The following is an 18,674-nucleotide window of genomic DNA, read 5'->3' on the forward strand; positions in this document are numbered from 1 at the left end:
GCAAAGCCGCTTGCGGGGGCGCGTGAAAGGCGGAAAGAGAGAGCCATGACATCGCCCCGTTCCGATACCCCCATGGCCCAACCTGCTCCCGCCCAGATTCTCTGCATCGGATCGGTGCTGTGGGACGTGATTGGCCGCTGCTCCTCTGACATGCAACGCGGATCTGACATGCCGGGGCGGATCACCCGCCTGCCCGGCGGCGTTGCCATGAACATCGCCATGACACTGGCCCGCTTTGGCCTGAAACCCGCGCTGCTGAGCGCGATTGGTCAGGATGCCGAAGGGGATGAGCTGATCGCCGCCTGTGGTCACCTCGGGCTTGATACGCAGCACGTCTACCGCTCCCAAGATCTACCGACTGACCAGTATATGGCGGTCGAAGGCGCCAACGGGCTGATCGCAGCGATTGCCGATGCCCATTCGCTTGAGGCCGCAGGAGCGAAAATCCTGCGCCCGCTGCTGGATGGCACCCTTGGCTCGGAAACCGCGCCCTATGCCGGGCCGGTTGCGCTGGATGGCAACCTGACCCTGTCCCTGCTGGACGACATCGCCGCCAGCCCCGCCTTTGCCAATGCCGACCTGCGGGTGGCGCCTGCCTCCCCAGGCAAGGCAGAGCGGCTACGGCCATTCCTGATGCGCAGCCGGGGCACGCTTTACGTCAACCTCGAAGAGGCCGGTTTGCTTTGCCAAGCCACGTTCGGCGATAGCGAAACCGCCGCAACCGCCCTGCTGGAGCGCGGCGCCGCGCGGGTTCTTGTCACCGACGGTAGCCGCTCGGCCACCAAGGCAGACGCACACAATACCTTTACGCTGGAGCCGCCGCAGGTCACCGTGGCCCGCGTCACCGGCGCTGGCGACACTTTCATGGCGGCGCATATCGCCGCCGAGACCCGCGGCGAGCCGCCCGCTTCGGCGCTGGCATCTGCTTTGAACGCCGCAGCCACATATGTTTCAGGAGAGCCTCCGCTGTGATCCCCATCAAGTATTCCCAAGAAGTGGCCGAGGCCCGCGCTGCCGGTCGCGCCATTGTCGCGCTTGAAAGCACCATCATCACCCACGGCATGCCTTATCCGCAAAACGTGGAAACCGCCGCACAGGTCGAACAGGACATTCGCGATGCGGGCGCGGTTCCGGCCACCATGGCGGTGATGAACGGCAAGCTGTACGTAGGCCTAGAAGCGGATGAGTTGCAGGCGCTGGGTCAGGCGAAAGACGTCGCCAAGGTGTCGCGCGCGGATATCGCTGCCTGCATCGCCAGTGGCGGCACCGGCGCGACCACCGTGGCCGCCACCATGATCGCTGCCCGGCTGGCGGGGATTTCCGTCTTTGCCACCGGCGGCATCGGTGGTGTGCACAAGGGCGCCGAAACCAGTTTTGACATCTCCGCCGACCTGATGGAACTGGCGCAAACCCCGGTGACTGTCGTTGCGGCTGGCGCCAAGGCAATTCTGGACATCCCCAAAACGCTGGAAGTTCTGGAAACTCAAGGGGTTTCGGTGATCTCCTATGGTCAGGACAGCTTCCCCGCCTTCTGGTCGGGACAATCCGAACTGATGGCGCCGCTGCGGATGGACACGGCCAAGGAGATCGCCAGCGCCCATGCCATGCGTCAGGCCATGGGGCTGAATGGTGGGCAGCTGGTGGCGAACCCGATCCCGGCCAAGGCTCAGATCCCCTCCGAAGAACTGACCCCGATCATCGCACAGGCCCAATCCGAGGCCGATGCACAGGGTATTTCCGGCAAGGGGGTGACGCCCTTTCTGCTGCAGCGCATCTTTGATCTGACCGAAGGACGCTCGCTGGTGGCCAATATCGCGCTTGTGCGCAACAACGCCCGTCTTGCCGCGGCTATTGCTCAGGAATTGAACGCAATCGCGGGCTGATATGGTAATTCGGCAGCGCGGCCATTGCCGTTCTGCTGAACAGTGCCTAGGTTCCCCGCATCTGTCATCGTGAATGCGCCCATGACCACTCCATTTGATCAAGAACCCCACCGCCGTCCCGGCCTGTTCGCGCGACTGCGCTCTTCCTTTCTGACCGGGATCGTCGTGATCGCGCCGGTGGGGCTGACACTCTGGCTGCTCTGGACCGTGATGGGCTGGATTGACGGAGTGGTTCTGCCCCTGGTGCCGCATACCATGCGGCCCGAGCAATATATCGGCATCAACCTGCGCGGCGTCGGGCTGATCATCTTCCTGTTGTTCACCATCATCGTCGGCTGGATTGCAAAAGGCATCATCGGCCGTTCGCTGATCGGGTTCGCGGAGAATCTAGTGGACCGGATGCCGGTGATCCGCTCGGTTTATTCCGGAATCAAGCAGATCTCGGAAACCGTATTCGCTCAGTCAGAAAGCAGCTTTGATACCGCCTGTCTGATCCAGTATCCGCGCAAGGGCGTTTGGGCGATCGCTTTTGTCTCGACCAAGGCGAAGGGCGAAATTGCACAGCGGGCCGAAACATCCGGCGGGTTGATGAGCGTCTTCATCCCGACAACACCCAACCCGACCTCCGGGTTCCTGTTGTTTGTGCCAGAAGAGGATGTGACCGTTCTCGACATGTCGGTCGAGGATGCAGCGAAACTGGTGATTTCCGCCGGACTGGTCTACCCGAACCCCAAGGATCCGACGCAGCCGCCCGCCGACGGGGCCAAAGGCTGACGACTTAGGCTTTTTCGTGCTTTAGCCTGCAATGTCGGCATTAAGAGCGGCAGCTATCTCGCTGCCACTCCATTCCTTTTCCCATACCGCTTACAGAGCGGTCCAGCCACCATCGACGCTGATCGTGGTGCCGGTGATCTGCGCAGCCGCATCCGAGCACAGGAAGACAGCCGTACCGCCAAGTTGCTCAACCGTGGCGAATTCGCGCGAGGGCTGACGCTCCAGCATGACCTTCTTGATCACCTCTTCGCGGCCCATGTTGTATTTCTCCATGGTGTCCGGAATCTGCGCCTCGACCAGCGGTGTCAGCACGTACCCCGGGCAGATCGCATTTGCGGTGATCGGCTCTTCAGCGGTTTCCAGCGCCACGGTCTTGGTCATACCGACCACGCCGTGCTTAGCCGCCACATAGGCCGATTTATAGGGCGATGCGGTCAGACCATGTGCAGAGGCGATATTGACCACCCGGCCCCAGCCCGCTGCGCGCATCTTGGGCAGCGCCGCTGCGGTGGTGTGAAAAGCCGAGTTGAGATTGATCGCGATGATCGCATCCCATTTGTCCAGCGGGAACTCATCAATCGGGGCGACGTGCTGGATCCCGGCATTATTGATCAGAATATCGCAGTTACCCGCCTTGTCGATCAGGCCCCGGCAGTCTTCGCCTTTGGACATATCCGCTTGAATGTAGCGGGCATTGACCGAGAACTCCCTGGCGATCTCTTCGGCCAGCGCGTGGTCTTCGTCCCTGTCGGTGAACGAGTTCAGAACCACATCCGCACCGGCGCGCGCCATCTCGCGCGCAACGCCAAGGCCGATGCCCGAATTTGATCCGGTAATCACCGCCGTTTTGCCCTTCAGTGTCATATCTCAGGTGTCCTTTGAGCTGAGTTGAGTTGCGCGGCATTCTGCCACGTGACCGGGGCAAAGAAAACGCGTAGGACTACTGACTTGTTCATCCAGGACGGCCGAAATACACAGCGCTTCCGCCGTACTCTCCCAAGCTATTTGCCATCGAAAACCACACGATTTCACCAAAAAAAACGCCCGCACGAAGCGGGCGTTAAGTTATTGAGGCAGGTTTCATACAGGCAAGAAACCTATCGAGCAGTGACCCCTTTATACGCAATTTCGTGCTTTCATCCAAGCTAAAAGTTTGAAAAGACAAAGACGCGCCTCTACCGTGAAGGCTCAAGTAAATAAGGGCAGAATGGGATTGTTGCCAAAGTGAGGTCAGAATATTTCTCCGCCGCCAGATCGCTTGTGATGGGAATCGGGCTTTGTCTCAACGCCAGTTTTGCAGCCGCAGAATCAGCCCATGGTATTGCAATGTATGGCGAACCGGCGCTGGACCCTGGCTTCACCGCGCTTCCCTATGCCAACCCCGAGGCGCCAAAGGGCGGCAAGCTGGTTGTCGGCAACACCGGCGGCTTTGATACGCTGAACCCATTTGCCCAGAAAGGCACCCCGCCCTGGCAGCTCCGCTTCTGGGGATACGAAAGCCTGATGGGCCGCTCCTGGGATGAACCCTTTACCCTTTATGGCTTGCTGGCCGAATCGATCAACGTGCCCGAGGACCGCTCCTGGGTCGAATTCACGCTGCGCCCCGAGGCGCGGTTTTCCGATGGCAGCCCTGTCACGGTCGAGGATGTGCTTTGGTCCTATGAAACGCTCGGCACCGAAGGTCACCTGCGCTATCGCGGGTTCTGGTCCAAGGTGGCGGGGATTGAACAGACCGGCCCACGCAGCCTGAAGATTACCTTCAATACCGAAGACCGGGAGCTGGCGCTGATCGCCGGTATGCGTCCGATCCTGAAAAAGGCGCAGTGGGAAGGCAAGGATTTCGCGGCCTCTGGCCTGAGCGAGGCGCCCATCGGCACCGGTGCCTATGTGGTGTCCGATTTCGAGCCGGGCCGGTTTGTAACGCTTTCCCGCAATCCCGACTACTGGGGCGCGGATCTACCGCTGCGCCGGGGCATGCATAACTTTGACGAGCTCCGCATAGATTTCTTTGGCGATCAGACGGTGCTGTTCGAGGCCTTCAAGGCCGGAGAGCTGAGCGCCTATCGCGAATTCAACGCCGACAAATGGAAAAGCGCCTATGACTTCCCGGCTGTGACCGACGGCGACGTGGTCAAAAGCGAGATCCCGCATCAGCGCCCATCCGGCATGACCGGACTGGCGATGAACACACGCCGCGCACCGCTGGGTGACTGGCGCGTGCGAGAGGCGCTGATCCTTGCCTTCAATTTCGAATATATCAACGGCACCGTCACCGGCGGTATCCAGCCCCGGATCACCTCTTATTTTTCCAACTCCACCCTTGGCATGCGGGACGGTCCCGCGCCTGATGAGGTGCGCGCACTGCTCCAGCCCTATGCCGACAGCCTGCTGCCCGGCACGTTGGAAGGCTATGCCCTGCCCACCAGCGATGGCACCAAACGCAACCGCAGGAATCTGCGCCGTGCAGTCGCCCTGCTGGCCGAGGCAGGATGGACCGTGCAGGACGGCGTGCTAAAAAATGATAACGGACAGATCCTGACGCTGTCGGTCCTCTTGCGCCAAGGCGATGCAGAGATGAAAACCATCGTCGAAATCTACGCCCGCGCACTGGATCGTCTGGGCATCACTATCACGCCAGAGCTTGTTGATAATGCGCAATATGTTGCCCGCCAGTCCGAGTTCGATTTCGACCTGACCCGGTTCCGCCGCGATCTGTCGCTCAGTCCCGGCAACGAACAGAAACTCTATTGGGGGCGCGCCGGGGTCAACCAACCGGGCAGCCGCAACCTGATGGGCATCGACAGCCCCGCCGCCGAAGCGATGATTGACCAGCTCCTGACCTCAAAGAGCACGGATGACTTCACCGCTGCGGTACGGGCACTGGACCGTGTGCTGACGGCGGGGCGCTATGTGATCCCGATCTGGCAATACGACAAAGGGCGCATTGCCCATAAGCGGCAACTGGCCCATCCCGAGAGCCTTCCAATATATGGTGATCGCACCGGCTTCTTCCCCGACGTTTGGTGGTATCAACCAGAGTAACTGGGCACGGCGCCGCAACCACTAGGCGTTGATCACAGCGGTTTCGCGTGATCGTGAAGATCTTCATGATCCAATTGTTTTCTTTTTTGACATATTTGCTACCATAATACCGTATTGTTGTTGTTTTCACGGGGTACTCGAAATGTCATGTTTCTCTGCTTCGGCCAGCTGGGCGGTTCGCTTTCCCCGCGCCAAACAGCGGTTTCCGTATCTTCAACGCCGGTATGCTCCCTGTCCGATCGGCGACAAGGACGGGTTCGTCGCTTACCTGGCCCAGTCGCATCACCTGACGCTCACCGAGGCGCAGGAAGAGGCCGACGACTTCCTGTTTTGGGAAAGGCTGCATGAAGAGCTGGAACGCGATGCGATCTGAACGCCGTGTTCCTTTGGTCATCGCATTGGGGTGCGGACTACAGCCGCTGTGACCGCTGTGGACTGAAATGCCCGTAGCGCGGGTCATACGGTGATGCGCGAAAGCTCCTGGGCGCCATCCCCCACAGAAATAAAATCATAAAAATTCAAGGCGTTGACAGCAGTACTTCACTGCGGCCTTCAGACCAGGGACGTGACCCAAAGAATGGTCGCATCATCCGGGCTGAGCGAGATCACGTTGTGCCCCATGGCACCATCGTAATAGGCGCTGTCGCCCCGGCGCATTTCAACCGGCTCGTAAAACTCGGTATAAAGCATGATCACCCCGGTCAGCACATAGAGGAATTCCTCGCCGTCGTGCCGTACCCAGCCGTCAAACTCATCCATCGAGCGCGCCCGGACCCGGGCCCGGTACGGCAGCATCTGCTTGCGGGTCAAACCATCGGCGAGCAGTTCGTGCTCATAGGTGGCCGTCGCCTGATGCGATCCTTCACCGGATTTTGTCACCGTCATCCGCCCGTTCACCTGATCGCGCTGCGGCGGGGTGAACAGCTGCGGTACTGAAATTTCCAGCCCGACGGCCAACTTTTTCAGGGCGTCATAGGTCGGGGACATCTGGCCGTTTTCGATCTTCGAAAGGGTCGAACGGGCCAGCCCCGCTTGATTGGCCGCGTGTTCCAGCGTCCAGTCCCGCGCCTTGCGCAATTCCCGCACGCGGGCGCCAAGGTCCAGCGGTTCTGCCTGCGTGTCTTCGCCGCCAGAGCGGGCAATGGTGATCAGGGTTTTGGGGTCGCGGCCAGTCATGCTGTTTCTATAGGCCGCAGCACGGCAGCTTGCAACGCGGCACGTGTCACGCTAGCGAAGATCCATGATATCAGTTTTCGACAATGGGCCCTTTGCCCCCTGCCCGGCGCCGTTCAACATGGCCGCCCATGTACTGCGTTTCGCACCCGACCACCCTCAAAAACCTGCGTTGGAGGTCCTTGGCGGCGATCAAAGCCAGAAATGGACCTATGCCCAGCTGGAGGCCGCGGTACGCGGGACCGGCACTGGGCTGTTGGCGGCGGGTCTGCGCCCTGGCGACATTGTGATGATGCGGCTTGGCAATACGGTCGATTTCCCGCTGGCCTATCTTGGCGCGATTGCGGCCGGTCTGGTACCCGTCCCGACCTCCTCGCAGCTGACCGCACCGGAAACCGCCAAGATGATTGCGGAACTCGACGTGGCCGCAGTTCTGCGCGACCCGTCGGTCGCCTGCGCCGATCACCCGCGCGAAATCATCCTGCCTGAACTGACCGCGATGCGCGACCTTCCTCCCTGCGAGTATGACATCGGGGATCCGGACCGTCTGGCCTATGTGGTCTATACCTCCGGCACCAGCGGATCACCCCGCGCCGTCGCCCATGCCCACCGCGCCATCTGGGCGCGGCAGATGATGGTGCGGGACTGGTACGACCTTTCAGAACACGACCGCCTGCTGCACGCCGGCGCCTTCAACTGGACCTTCACCTTGGGCACCGGATTGATGGATCCGTGGAGCATTGGCGCAACCGCGCTGATCCCTGATCCCGACACACCGCCCGAGGCAATCCCGGCACTTCTGCGCGACCACCACGCCAGCATTTTTGCTGCTGCACCCGGCGTTTATCGAAAAATCCTCAACTCAAATTGCACTCTTGACCTGCCGGATCTGCGCCATGGCCTTTGTGCCGGTGAAAAGCTCTCGCGCCACCTCTCCGAGCTTTGGAGCGATCGAACCGGCCGGGCCCTTTTTGAGGCCTACGGCATGTCCGAATGTTCGACCTTCATTTCTTCCAGCCCGGCGCACCCGACGCGCGGCGATGCGCTTGGCCAGCCCCAGGAAGGACGCCGGGTGGCGATCCTTGGTCCAGACGGGCCAGTACCGCGCGGCGCCGAAGGTACCATCGCCGTGCACCGGTCGGACCCCGGTCTGATGCTGGGCTATCTGAACGCCCCCGATGAAACCGAGGCGCGCATGCAGGGAGACTGGTTCCTGACCGGCGATCAGGGCGCCATGGCTTCCGATGGTCAGATCACCTATCTGGGCCGCGCCGATGACATGATGAACGCAGGCGGTTTCCGCGTTTCCCCGATTGAGGTGGAAACCACGCTCGCGGCTCATCACGGGATTGTGCAGGTCGGGGTTACCTCGGTTGAAGTCAAGGAAGACACACATATTATCGTGGCCTTCTACACCGGCCCGCAAGAGATCCCCGAAGCCGACCTTCGGGATTTTGCCACGGACCGCCTGGCGCGTTACAAACAACCGCGCGCCTATGTGTATCTTGAGGCCCTGCCGACTGGCGCAAACGGAAAATTACTGAGGCGCGCCCTGCCGGCCTATTTCAAAGGATAACCCATGACCAGCCTTCCTTCGGTCAAGCTCGACATTCTTTCGGACCCGATCTGCCCCTGGTGCTATATCGGTAAGACGCATCTGGACAAAGCCTTGGCCGAGATTCCCGACCATCCTTTTGTGATCGAATGGCACCCCTTCCAGCTGAACCCTGACATGCCCCGCGAAGGTATGGACCGGCGCGCCTATCTTGAGGCGAAGTTTGGCGGCAAGGAAGGCGCGGTGCGGGCCTATGCCCCCATCGTGGAACATGCTGAACAGGCCGGACTGTCGATCGATTTCGAAGGCATGAAGCGCACGCCCAATACGCTCAACGCGCATCGGCTGATCCATTGGGCCGGCACCGAAGGCAAGCAGACCGAGGCCGTCGACGCCCTGTTTGACGCCTATTTCGTCAAAGCGTTGGATATCGGTGATCCTGAAATCCTTGCGGACATTGCCGAAGAGATCGGCATGGAACGCGATGTCATGCTGAAACTGCTGGAGACCGAGAACGACATCGAGGCGATCCAGTCCCGCGATGCGCATTCGCGCAAGATGGGCGTGAACTCGGTCCCGACCTTCGTGGTGGCCAACCAGCACGCCGTGCCCGGTGCCCAGCCGCCCGAACTGTGGAAGCAGGTGATCGCCGACATCATGTCCCAGTTGGAAGCCGGACCAAAGGATGAATAATGCAGATTAAGCGGTCCAGTATCTTTGCCACCCTCATCGGTATCGTCGTTTTCAGTACAGTGTTTTTTCATTACGCCGAGGGGTGGAACTGGCTGGACAGCCTGTTCTTTACGGTCGTGACCATTTCCACCGTGGGTTACGGGAACTTTGTTCCCGTGACGGCGGCCGGGAAGATTGGCACGATCATCCTGATCTTCAGCGGCCTTGGGGTCTTTGCCCTGGCGATCCGGGAATTCGCGCTCTACCAGATCCAAAAACGAGAAGAACACAGCGAGTGGCTGATCGCCCATTTCGGTCGCCACCACCGCGAAGATCCGACCACTGCGGCCAACGAGGATGAGTGTCCCGATCCGCCCACGTCACCTGCGCGCCAGTGACGACGCTGCCGCAATTCTGACCATCGCATTGATGCACAGAGTCCTGTGCAGGCGATCTACTGGTGCCTTTTTTAAAATCATGGTAGCGGCCTTGCAGCGGCGCCCGGATTGGATCCGATTTCCGGTTCCTTCTGAAGCACCGCATGAGGTTATCTATGTCAAAATCCGTTTCAAACCCGATGTCGAAAGGTGAATTTATCGCCTTGATCGCGATGATGTTTGCCACCATCGCCTTTTCCATCGACGCCATGCTGCCGGCCCTGCCGGAAATTGGCGCAACGCTCAGCCCCGATAACATAAATCGGGCACAGCTGATCATCACCTCTTTTGTTCTGGGCATGGGAATCGGCACCTTCTTTACCGGCCCGATCTCTGACGCCTTTGGCCGTAAGCCCGTCATTTTTGGCGGCGTCATTCTCTACATCATCTCGGCGGCCGCGGCCTGGGCCGCGCAATCCCTGGAACTGGCGCTTTTGGCGCGGGTCACCATGGGGCTAGGCGCAGCCGGACCGCGCGTTGTCGCCATGGCCGTGGTGCGGGATCTCTACTCGGGCCGTGAGATGGCGCGGGTTGTCTCCATCGCCATGATGATCTTCACCCTCGTCCCTGCGGTTGCACCGATGCTGGGCTCCGTCATCATTGCCTTTTCCAGCTGGCGCGGCATCTTTGCTGCCTTTGCGGCCTTTGCTCTCATCATCGCACTTTGGATGGGCGTGCGCCTGCCCGAAACGCTGGTGCGGCAAGACCGCCGTCCGGTGCGCCCGGCGCTGATGGCTGCAGCACTGAAGGAGATGGTGACCCACCCCACCGTTCGCCTGTCGATCATCGCCCAATGCCTGTGCCTTGGCATGCTGTTCACCATGATCACACTGGTTCAACCGGCCTATGATGTGGTCTTTGACCGCGCCGAAAGCTTCCCTTACTGGTTCTTCGGCGTTGCGCTGGTGGCCGGGACGGGCAGCCTCCTGAATGCCGTACTGGTGGTGCGTCTGGGGATGCGCCGCATGGTAACCTGGGCGCTGGCCTCCCAGATCGGTCTGGCATCGGCCATGCTGGTCTTGGAAAGCATGCCGCTGGACAACTCCGTTGCCTTTGGCCTGTTTGTGACCTGGCAGACCAGCGTGTTCTTCATGGCCGGCGTTACCCTTGGCAATCTCAACGCCATGGGGATGGAGCCGATGGGCCATATCGCGGGTACGGCTGCCTCGGTCATGGGGGCAATCTCCACAGTAGTTGCCGCAGCCATCGCCGCACCGGTCGGGCTGTTGTTCGACGGATCGCTGCTGCCGCTGACCGCAGGCATTCTGATCATGGCTTTCCTCGGGTTTCTCGTCATGCTGCATATGGCGCGAGTAGAAGCACGCCTGCCTGCGGTTTAACCCCGCACCGCCGCCTGCCAGCAGATTGCGCAACTGCACTGCTGCCGCGTCGCGCCGGGGACACGCCGCTTGCCCGGCAAGCCTGAAAACCCTAACCTCTTCATAAGCTTGAAGGGGTGTTTTCATGGATTTCTATTATGATCTCGGGACCTATTCCTGTCCCGTGACCACCGGCAGCGCCAAGGCGCAGCTGTGGTTTGATCGCGGCCTGATCTGGACCTATGGCTATAACCATCAGGAGGCCGCGACCTGTTTTCGCCGCGCGCTGGCCGAAGATCCCGCCTGCGCCATGGCGCATTGGGGGCTCGCCTATGCCTCCGGCCCCAACTACAATATGCCGTGGGAGCTGCACGACCCCGCCACCCGGGCTGAGGCGCTGGCGACAGCCTATGATGCGACGCAGTCCGCCCTGGCCCATGCAGAGGGCTGCACTCCGGCCGAGCGCGCCCTGATCGCAGCGCTGACCGCCCGCTATCCGCAGCGCACGCCCGTCGATGACATGCACGCCTGGGACCATGATTTTGCCGACAGCATGCGTGCGGCCTTTGCCAAGGTACCCGACAATCTCGACCTGCGCTGCGTCTATGTCGAAAGCCTATTGAACCTAACACCCTGGAACATGTGGGATCTGAAAACCGGCCTTCCGGCAGAAGGCGCCGCAACGAAAGAAGCGCAACAGGTTCTGGAAGACGCCTTTGACAGCCTGCCCGGCGCCATGACCCATCCCGGCCTGCTGCATCTTTATGTGCACCTGATGGAAATGTCGCCGACCCCGGAAAAAGCGCTGAAGGCGGGTGATGTGCTGCGCGATCTGGTGCCCGATGCCGGGCATCTGGTGCATATGCCCACCCATATCGACGTGCTCTGCGGCAATTATCAGGATGTGGTCTATTGGAACCAGAAGGCGATCGAAGCAGACCTAAAATACTACGAACGCGAAGGCCCCTATAATATCTACACCGGCTATCGGCAGCACGATTATCACTTCGTGATCTATGGTGCTCTTTTCCTTGGACAAATCGAGCCAGCCCTGCGCGCAAATCAGGGGCTGTGGGACACCACGCCGATTGAAATGCTGCGGATCGAAAGCCCGCCAATGGCAGATTACTTCGAAAGCTACATGGCCATGCATCCCCATATCCTGATCCGGTTTGGGCGTTGGGAAGAGGCGATTGCGCTGGAACTGCCAGAGGACCAGGAGTTGTTCCGCACTCTGACAGCTACTACCCATTATGCCCGTGCCCTTGGCTATGCTGCGACGGGCCGCGTGGCTGAGGCAGAGGCCGAGGAAGCGCTGTTCCTTGCGGCCAAGGACCGGGTGCCGGAGACCCGCCTGATGCACAACAACCGCGTTGTCGATCTTCTTGAAATCGCGCGGGAAATGCTGCGCGGCGAGATTGAGTATCGCAAGGGCAACTTTGATATCGCCTATGGCCATCTACGCCGCTCGGTCGATCTGGATGATAACCTGCCTTACGACGAACCCTGGGGCTGGATGCAGCCCACCCGCCACGCGTTGGGGGCGCTGCTGCTAGAGCAAGGCCATGTGGGTGAGGCCGAGGCCGTCTATCGCGCCGATCTGGGGCTGGATGGCACCCTGTCGCGGGCGTCGATCCATCCCGACAACGTCTGGAGCCTCAAAGGGTTGCACGACTGCCTCGCGGCGCGTGGGGAAACCGTGGAAATCCACCACATTCGCCAGAAGCTGGATCTGGCGCAGGCGCGTTCGGACGGGATCATGGCCTCCTGCGGCTGCGCGCAGGTGGCGATGGCGCCGCAGGACTGTTGCGGCTGACCCGCACCATCCCTGCGCGCTGAAGGCCTAGCCCTGCTTTGCCTTGGCTTTTTTCTTCTCCGCGACCACCTTTTCGGCAAGGTCGCGGGCGATGGCAAAGGCGCCCTTGATCTTGTCGCTGTCCTTCTTCCAGTCGCGACGCACGACGATCTTGTTGTCCTTGACCTTGGCCAGGCCTTTCTGATCCTCGATGAATTCGACCAGCCCCTGAGGGGAGGCGAATTTGTCATTGTGGAACTGCAGGGTTGCGCCCTTGGGACCGGCGTCCAGCTTGGCGATGCCCGCGCGTTTGCACATCGCCTTGATCCGCACCACCAGCATCAGCGTATTGACCTCTTTCGGCAGTTTACCAAACCGGTCGATCAGTTCTGCGGCGAACCCTTCAAGCTCTACCTTGGTCGTGAGGCCTGAGAGACGACGATACAGGCCAAGGCGCACATCGAGGTCGGGCACGTAGTCCTCGGGGATCAGCACCGGCACGCCCAGATTGATCTGCGGCGCCCACTGATCGTCGCCCTCGGAAAGGCCCTCCAACTCCCCGGCCTTGATCTTGGCAATCGCCTCTTCCAGCATGGATTGGTACAGCTCATAGCCCACATCGCGCATCTGGCCCGATTGTTCCTCGCCCAGCAGGTTCCCAGCGCCGCGGATATCAAGATCCTGACTGGCAAGGGTAAATCCGGCGCCCAGAGTGTCGAGCGAACCGAGCACCTTGAGCCGTTTTTCAGCCGTCGCGGTCAGGCGCACGCGCGGCTTCGTGGTAAGGTAAGCGTAGGCGCGGGTCTTCGACCGCCCGACCCGGCCGCGGATCTGATAGAGCTGCGCCAGACCGAACATATCGGCCCGGTGCACCACCATGGTGTTTGCCGTCGGAATGTCGAGGCCCGATTCCACGATGGTTGTCGCCAGAAGGATGTCGAATTTGCCGTCGTAGAAGGCATTCATCCGGTCATCAAGCTCACCGGCCGCCATCTGACCATGCGCAACCACATAGGTCAGCTCGGGCAGTTGCTCCTTGAGGAATTCCTCGACCTCGGCGAGGTCTGAAATCCGCGGGACCACGTAAAAGCTTTGCCCGCCGCGATAATGTTCCCGCAGCAACCCCTCGCGGATGGTGACGGCATCGAATTCGCTGACATAGGTGCGGATCGCAAGCCGGTCCACCGGCGGGGTGCCGATAATCGACAGATCCCGCACCCCAGTCAGGCTCAACTGCAGGGTCCGCGGGATCGGCGTTGCGGTCAGGGTCAGCACGTGAATGTCACTGCGGAGCTGCTTCAGACGTTCCTTGTGGCCGACGCCGAAATGCTGCTCTTCGTCGATGATCAGCAGGCCAAGGTTTTGAAACTTGATCCCCTTGGCCAAAAGCGCATGGGTGCCGATCACGATATCGACCGTTCCCTTGGCCATACCTTCGCGCGTTTTGGCAGCGTCCTTAGCCGTAACAAAGCGCGACAACTGCCTGACTTCCAACGGGAAACCCCGGAACCGTTCTGCGAACGAGGCCGCGTGTTGACGCGCCAGCAGGGTTGTCGGCGCGATCACCGCCACCTGCACGCCGGACATCGCCGCGACAAAGGCCGCGCGCATCGCGACCTCGGTCTTGCCAAAGCCGACATCGCCGCAAATCAACCGGTCCATCGGCTGGCCCGAGGTCATATCGGCCATCACGTCCTCGATGGCCCGCAGTTGATCGTCGGTTTCCTGATAAGGGAAACGCGCCGAGAATTCCTCCCAGGCGTGCGGCGGCGGATCCATGATCGGCGCCTTGCGCAGCGCCCGTTCGGCCGCGATCCGGATCAGCCGGTCGGCCATCTCCCGGATGCGCTCTTTCAGCTTGGCCTTCTTCGCCTGCCAAGCACCGCCGCCCAGCCGGTCCAGAAGCCCTTCATCGTGGCCGTATTTGCTGAGCAGTTCGATATTCTCGACCGGCAGGTACAGCTTGGCCTCTTCGGCATATTCCAGCAGCAGGCATTCATGGGCCGCCCCGGCGGCGGTGATAACCTCCATCCCCTGATAGCGACCGATGCCGTGGTCGACATGCACCACCAGATCCCCCGGCGACAGCGATTGCGCCTCGGTCAGGAAATTCTCGGCCTTGCGGCGTTTCTTGGGCGAGCGGATCAGCCTGTCGCCCAGCACGTCCTGCTCGGAGATCACCGTCATGTCCGGCGCTTCGAACCCGTGTTCCAGCGCCCAGACCGCCAGATGCAGCCCGGATTTTCCGATCCGGATGCCGTCCATGACCGGGATCGCCTCGGCCAAACCTTCGTCTTCGATCAACCCGGTCAGACGTTCCCGCGCACCTTCGGAGTATGAGGCAACCACGACCGGGCCTTTTTGCATCCGCTCTTGAATATGGGCGGCCAAGGCGCCAAAAAGACTGACGTTTTCCAACTGACGTTCGGGCGCGAAATCCCGCCCGATCCGCCCGCCTGCATCCACCACACCGGGGCCAGAGGCCTGCGCCAGCGGGTGCAGTTGGATGGTGCGATGGGCGCTGGTTGCGTCCTCCCAGGCGCTGTCGTCGAGATAGAGCAGCCCCGGCGGCGTGGGTTTGTAAACCGTGTCCAGCCGTCCCTTTTGGGCCAACGCCAGTTTGCGGGTCTCATACTGGTCCACGATACTGTCCCAGCGCGCCAGCCGGGATGCGGTAACCTGATCGTCCAGCGTGACCGAGGCCTGCGGCAGGTAGTCAAACAGGGTTTCCAGCTTCTCGTGGAAGAACGGTAGCCAGTGTTCGATCCCTTGATGCTTTCGGCCCGCGCTGATCGCCTCGTACAGCGGATCGTCAGTGCCCGCCGCACCGAATTCAATCCGGTAGTTCTGCCGGAACCGGGTGACGGCAGCCTCGTCCAGGATCACCTCGGACACCGGCGCCAGCTCAATCAGGTCCAGTTTTTCGGTGGTCCGCTGGGTCACCGGATCAAACCGGCGCGCGCCATCCAGCACGTCACCAAACAGATCGAGCCGCACCGGCCCGGTGTCGCCCGGCGGGAAGATATCGATGATCCCGCCCCGGATTGCGTAGTCGCCCGGCTCCATGACCGTTGGGCTTTGCGTGAACCCCATGCGGACCAGGAACTGACGCAGCGCCGTTTCGTCGATCCGGTGGTCGACCCGGGCGCTAAAGGCCGCCTCGCGCAGGACCTCGCGCGCAGGCACCCGCTGACTGGCGGCGTTGAGCGTGGTCAGCAGGATGAACTGCGATGGCATCTGGTGGACCAGCGCCGCCAGCGTCGCCATCCGTGCGGCGGAGATATCGGCGTTGGGCGAGACGCGGTCATAGGGCAGACAATCCCAGCCGGGAAAGACAAAGACCGGCATGTCCGGCGCAAAGAAGGCCAGCGCGGCGCGCATCGCCTCCATCCGCTTGTCATCGCGGGCCACATGAAGAACCGGACCGCCGGACGTCTCGACCTCTTTCAGCACCAGCCGGGCATCGAACCCTTCCGGCGCGCCGCCCATGGTTATCGCAGGCTGCGCCATGCTGCGCGTCTCCCTCTTCATTGTGTTTCTTCAGCCCCGGGTCCCTGGTGATGCTCAGCCAAAGACGCCCAGCCGCAGATTCTGGTACATGCCCCACATCGCGGTGACGAAAATGGAGATCATGCCGATGATCTGGATCGCAAAGCGGCAGGTGGCAAGTCTGCGGTAGAGAGCATCGCCCTGCGGCTCATTCATCCGGATCGACCGCGCCGTCGCCAGATTGACCAAACCCACCGTAGCCATCGGGAACAGCAGCAGGAACACCGCCTGTGCGAGTTCCACGTCAAGGCCAAAGCCCAAGGTCGCCAAGGACGACAGCACGAAGCAAGCGATCGCAAGGATCCAAAATCCCGCCATTTGAACCACATAGAGCATGCGGTTTACGTTGATCCGCACCAGATCCTCCAGATCCTCGGCGCTCTGGCCGCCGTTCTTGCGGGCCCGGTGCACCATGTCAAAGGGCACACCCAGGATCCAGTGACTGGCCGTGGACCACATCACCGCCAGGGCAATCCAGTACCAAAGGTTGGAAAAGGACCGCAGGTCGATCATTTCGGTCAGTGTCTGAAACAGATCCAATCCCGTGCCCTCTTCCGTCTGTTCGCATTCGCCGCCTTATATCCACCGCCAAAGCCCCCGGCACAAGCCCCGCAGACAAGGGGCGCACAAGCGCGGCGATTGTGCCACTTGCATGACGGCGCGGTTCCATGCGACCCACAGGCGTGCCACAGAGAGATGAGAGACCACGATGAAGCCGACCGTCGCCCCCTTTCCCGCCGCCCGCCTGCGCCGTACCCGTGTCAGCCCTGCGATCCGCGGGTTGGTCCGCGAGAACACGCTGACCACGGATGATCTGATCTGGCCGGTTTTCGTGCGCGATGGTGAAGGGATCGTGGAGCCTGTCGTCTCCATGCCCGGGGTGGTGCGCCGGTCGGTCGACAAGATCGCCAAGGCGGCGGTCGAGGCACAGGCCCTTGGCATTCCGGCCATCTGCCTCTTTCCCTATACCGATCCGGCGCTCAAGACCGAAGACTGCGCTGAGGCCTGGAACCCCGATAACCTGTGCAACCGTGCTATCCGCGCGATCAAGGCGGTCGCGCCGGAGATCGCAGTGATGACCGACGTGGCGCTGGACCCCTATAACATCAACGGCCACGATGGTTTTGTCGTCGACGGTGAGATCCTCAACGATGAAACTGTCGAGGCGCTGGTGAAGATGACCCTTGCGCAGGCCGAGGCCGGTGCGGACATCATCGGACCGTCGGACATGATGGACGGCCGGATCGCCGCCATGCGCAGCGGCCTGGAACAGGGCGGCCACCGCAACGTATCGATCCTGTCCTATTCGGCCAAATACGCCTCTGGCTTTTACGGCCCGTTCCGCGACGCGGTCGGTGCCTCTGGCGCACTCAAAGGCGACAAGAAGACCTATCAGATGGACCCCGGCAACTCGGACGAGGCGCTGCGGCTGGTCGAACGCGACCTGCAGGAAGGCGCAGATATGGTCATGGTCAAACCCGGCATTGCCTACCTGGACATCTGCCACCGGGTCAAAACCACCTTTGGCACGCCCACCTTCGCCTATCAGGTTTCTGGCGAATACGCGATGATCCAGGCTGCCGCCCAGAATGGCTGGATAAATGGCGAGCAGGTCATGCTGGAAAGCCTTCTCGCGTTCAAACGCGCCGGCTGTGATGGCATTCTGACTTATTTCGCGCCTGAAACCGCACGGATCCTGAACGGCTGATCCGCCGCTGTCCGGGATCACTTCCGGCGACGACACTGCCAACCCCACACGAACGCCCTGCGGGAAGTCGCTCAGGCGGGCTGCGGCGCTGTTGTCGTAGATGACAGCGGGCTTTTTTCCGCCTATGATCCTGCTCAGAGCCGAACAACCGGCCTTTATCCATAACGTGACAGGCAACACTTCACATGAGCAGACATATTTCCCCCCGCTTGACGCGCCGCGGCTTCACTCTTGGCATTCTTGCCGGGACCGGAGCGGTTGCGGCCTGTGGCAATGGCGTTGGCAACAACAATGCCGCCACCATCGACGCCCGTGTCGATGCCACCCTCAACCAGATGTACAGCCGATACCCCAACACCATCACGCTGGCCGAGAAATCGACCGGCATGCTGGTGATGCCGCTGGTTACCGAGGCTGGTTTCCTGATTGGCGGCGCCTATGGGCGCGGCGCGCTGCGCATCAATGGCGTGACGGTCGATTACTATTCCACGGTCAAGGGCAACGCCGGGTTGCAGATCGGCGCCCAGCAATACGCCCATGTGCTGTTCTTCATGACGGACGATGCCCTGGCCGGGTTCCGACGCTCTTCGGGTTGGGCAGCCGGCGCTGATCTTGAATATGTGATCAAAGACGATGGCAACTCTGTCGCGGCCGATACCAATACCCTGACCTCTCCGATCCTGGCGGCCGTTTTCGCGCAGGCCGGCCTGCGTGTTGGCGCCACACTGGAAGGCACCAAATACACCCGCATCATTCCCTGATCGGAC

16 protein-coding genes are annotated in these 18,674 nt (G+C 61.2%); 12 read left to right on the top strand and 4 right to left on the bottom strand.

All coding sequences use genetic code 11. The features are described 5' to 3' along the window. Positions 1-45: 45 nt before the first annotated feature. From AC5SSZ_RS07085 to AC5SSZ_RS07095, 3 genes are all read left to right on the top strand, one after another. Entirely contained in the window at positions 46-972 is a 927-nt protein-coding gene (locus AC5SSZ_RS07085) for a PfkB family carbohydrate kinase (RefSeq protein ID WP_495437709.1), read from the top strand. Next, positions 969-1,883 carry a pseudouridine-5'-phosphate glycosidase gene (locus tag AC5SSZ_RS07090; RefSeq protein WP_495437710.1) on the top strand — a complete coding sequence of 305 codons (915 nt, stop codon included), beginning with the start codon at positions 969-971 and terminating at the stop codon, positions 1,881-1,883. The genes AC5SSZ_RS07085 and AC5SSZ_RS07090 overlap by 4 nt, the downstream gene beginning before the upstream one ends. A gap of 81 nt (positions 1,884-1,964) precedes the next feature. Continuing rightward, a complete protein-coding gene (locus tag AC5SSZ_RS07095) occupies positions 1,965-2,657 on the top strand; it encodes a DUF502 domain-containing protein (RefSeq protein ID WP_065270246.1) in 693 nt (230 codons plus the stop codon). A gap of 90 nt (positions 2,658-2,747) precedes the next feature. Here AC5SSZ_RS07095 and AC5SSZ_RS07100 read toward each other — a convergent pair whose 3' ends face one another. Continuing rightward, positions 2,748-3,521 (bottom strand): 3-hydroxybutyrate dehydrogenase, encoded by a 774-nt coding sequence (locus AC5SSZ_RS07100; protein WP_495437711.1) that lies wholly within the window; start codon positions 3,519-3,521, stop codon positions 2,748-2,750. Between the two features lie 462 nt (positions 3,522-3,983). Between AC5SSZ_RS07100 and AC5SSZ_RS07105 the strand changes: the two genes are divergently transcribed. Beyond that, entirely contained in the window at positions 3,984-5,699 is a 1,716-nt protein-coding gene (locus tag AC5SSZ_RS07105; protein ID WP_495437712.1) for an extracellular solute-binding protein, read from the top strand. A gap of 142 nt (positions 5,700-5,841) precedes the next feature. Beyond that, on the top strand, positions 5,842-6,072 hold the full coding sequence (locus AC5SSZ_RS07110) for a hypothetical protein (protein WP_274828089.1): 231 nt from the start codon (positions 5,842-5,844) through the stop codon (positions 6,070-6,072). Between the two features lie 179 nt (positions 6,073-6,251). Here AC5SSZ_RS07110 and AC5SSZ_RS07115 read toward each other — a convergent pair whose 3' ends face one another. Continuing rightward, positions 6,252-6,875 (bottom strand): helix-turn-helix domain-containing protein, encoded by a 624-nt coding sequence (locus tag AC5SSZ_RS07115; RefSeq protein ID WP_065270242.1) that lies wholly within the window; start codon positions 6,873-6,875, stop codon positions 6,252-6,254. Positions 6,876-6,939: 64 nt separating this feature from the next. Between AC5SSZ_RS07115 and AC5SSZ_RS07120 the strand changes: the two genes are divergently transcribed. The 5 genes from AC5SSZ_RS07120 to AC5SSZ_RS07140 all read left to right on the top strand — a co-directional run bounded on the left by AC5SSZ_RS07120 (position 6,940) and on the right by AC5SSZ_RS07140 (position 12,671). Continuing rightward, the gene (locus AC5SSZ_RS07120) at positions 6,940-8,448 is read left to right on the top strand and encodes a class I adenylate-forming enzyme family protein (protein WP_495437713.1); all 1,509 of its coding nucleotides are present in this window, start codon (positions 6,940-6,942) and stop codon (positions 8,446-8,448) included. A gap of 3 nt (positions 8,449-8,451) precedes the next feature. Further along, positions 8,452-9,120, top strand: a complete 669-nt coding sequence (locus AC5SSZ_RS07125; RefSeq protein WP_495437714.1) for a DsbA family oxidoreductase — start codon at positions 8,452-8,454, stop codon at positions 9,118-9,120. Beyond that, positions 9,120-9,497, top strand: a complete 378-nt coding sequence (locus AC5SSZ_RS07130) for a potassium channel family protein (protein WP_065270239.1) — start codon at positions 9,120-9,122, stop codon at positions 9,495-9,497. The genes AC5SSZ_RS07125 and AC5SSZ_RS07130 overlap by 1 nt, the downstream gene beginning before the upstream one ends. 155 nt (positions 9,498-9,652) lie before the next feature. Further along, positions 9,653-10,876, top strand: a complete 1,224-nt coding sequence (locus AC5SSZ_RS07135; RefSeq protein ID WP_495437715.1) for an MFS transporter — start codon at positions 9,653-9,655, stop codon at positions 10,874-10,876. 124 nt (positions 10,877-11,000) lie between these two features. Then, positions 11,001-12,671, top strand: a complete 1,671-nt coding sequence (locus AC5SSZ_RS07140) for a hypothetical protein (RefSeq protein WP_495437716.1) — start codon at positions 11,001-11,003, stop codon at positions 12,669-12,671. A 27-nt stretch (positions 12,672-12,698) separates the two neighbouring features. Here AC5SSZ_RS07140 and mfd read toward each other — a convergent pair whose 3' ends face one another. Both mfd and AC5SSZ_RS07150 read right to left on the bottom strand, forming a co-directional pair. After that, on the bottom strand, positions 12,699-16,160 hold the full coding sequence (mfd, locus tag AC5SSZ_RS07145; RefSeq protein WP_495438322.1) for a transcription-repair coupling factor: 3,462 nt from the start codon (positions 16,158-16,160) through the stop codon (positions 12,699-12,701). 54 nt (positions 16,161-16,214) lie between these two features. Beyond that, positions 16,215-16,739 (bottom strand): component of SufBCD complex, encoded by a 525-nt coding sequence (locus AC5SSZ_RS07150; protein ID WP_495437717.1) that lies wholly within the window; start codon positions 16,737-16,739, stop codon positions 16,215-16,217. Positions 16,740-16,908: 169 nt separating this feature from the next. Here AC5SSZ_RS07150 and hemB point away from each other — a divergent pair, with 169 nt between their 5' ends. Both hemB and AC5SSZ_RS07160 read left to right on the top strand, forming a co-directional pair. Beyond that, complete coding sequence (gene hemB / locus AC5SSZ_RS07155; RefSeq protein ID WP_495437718.1) at positions 16,909-17,907, top strand: porphobilinogen synthase; 999 nt, start codon at positions 16,909-16,911, stop codon at positions 17,905-17,907. A 185-nt stretch (positions 17,908-18,092) separates the two neighbouring features. After that, entirely contained in the window at positions 18,093-18,668 is a 576-nt protein-coding gene (locus AC5SSZ_RS07160; RefSeq protein ID WP_065270233.1) for a lipid-binding SYLF domain-containing protein, read from the top strand. Positions 18,669-18,674: the final 6 nt, after the last annotated feature.

Source organism: Phaeobacter sp. CC-HEC084 (assembly GCF_059429255.1).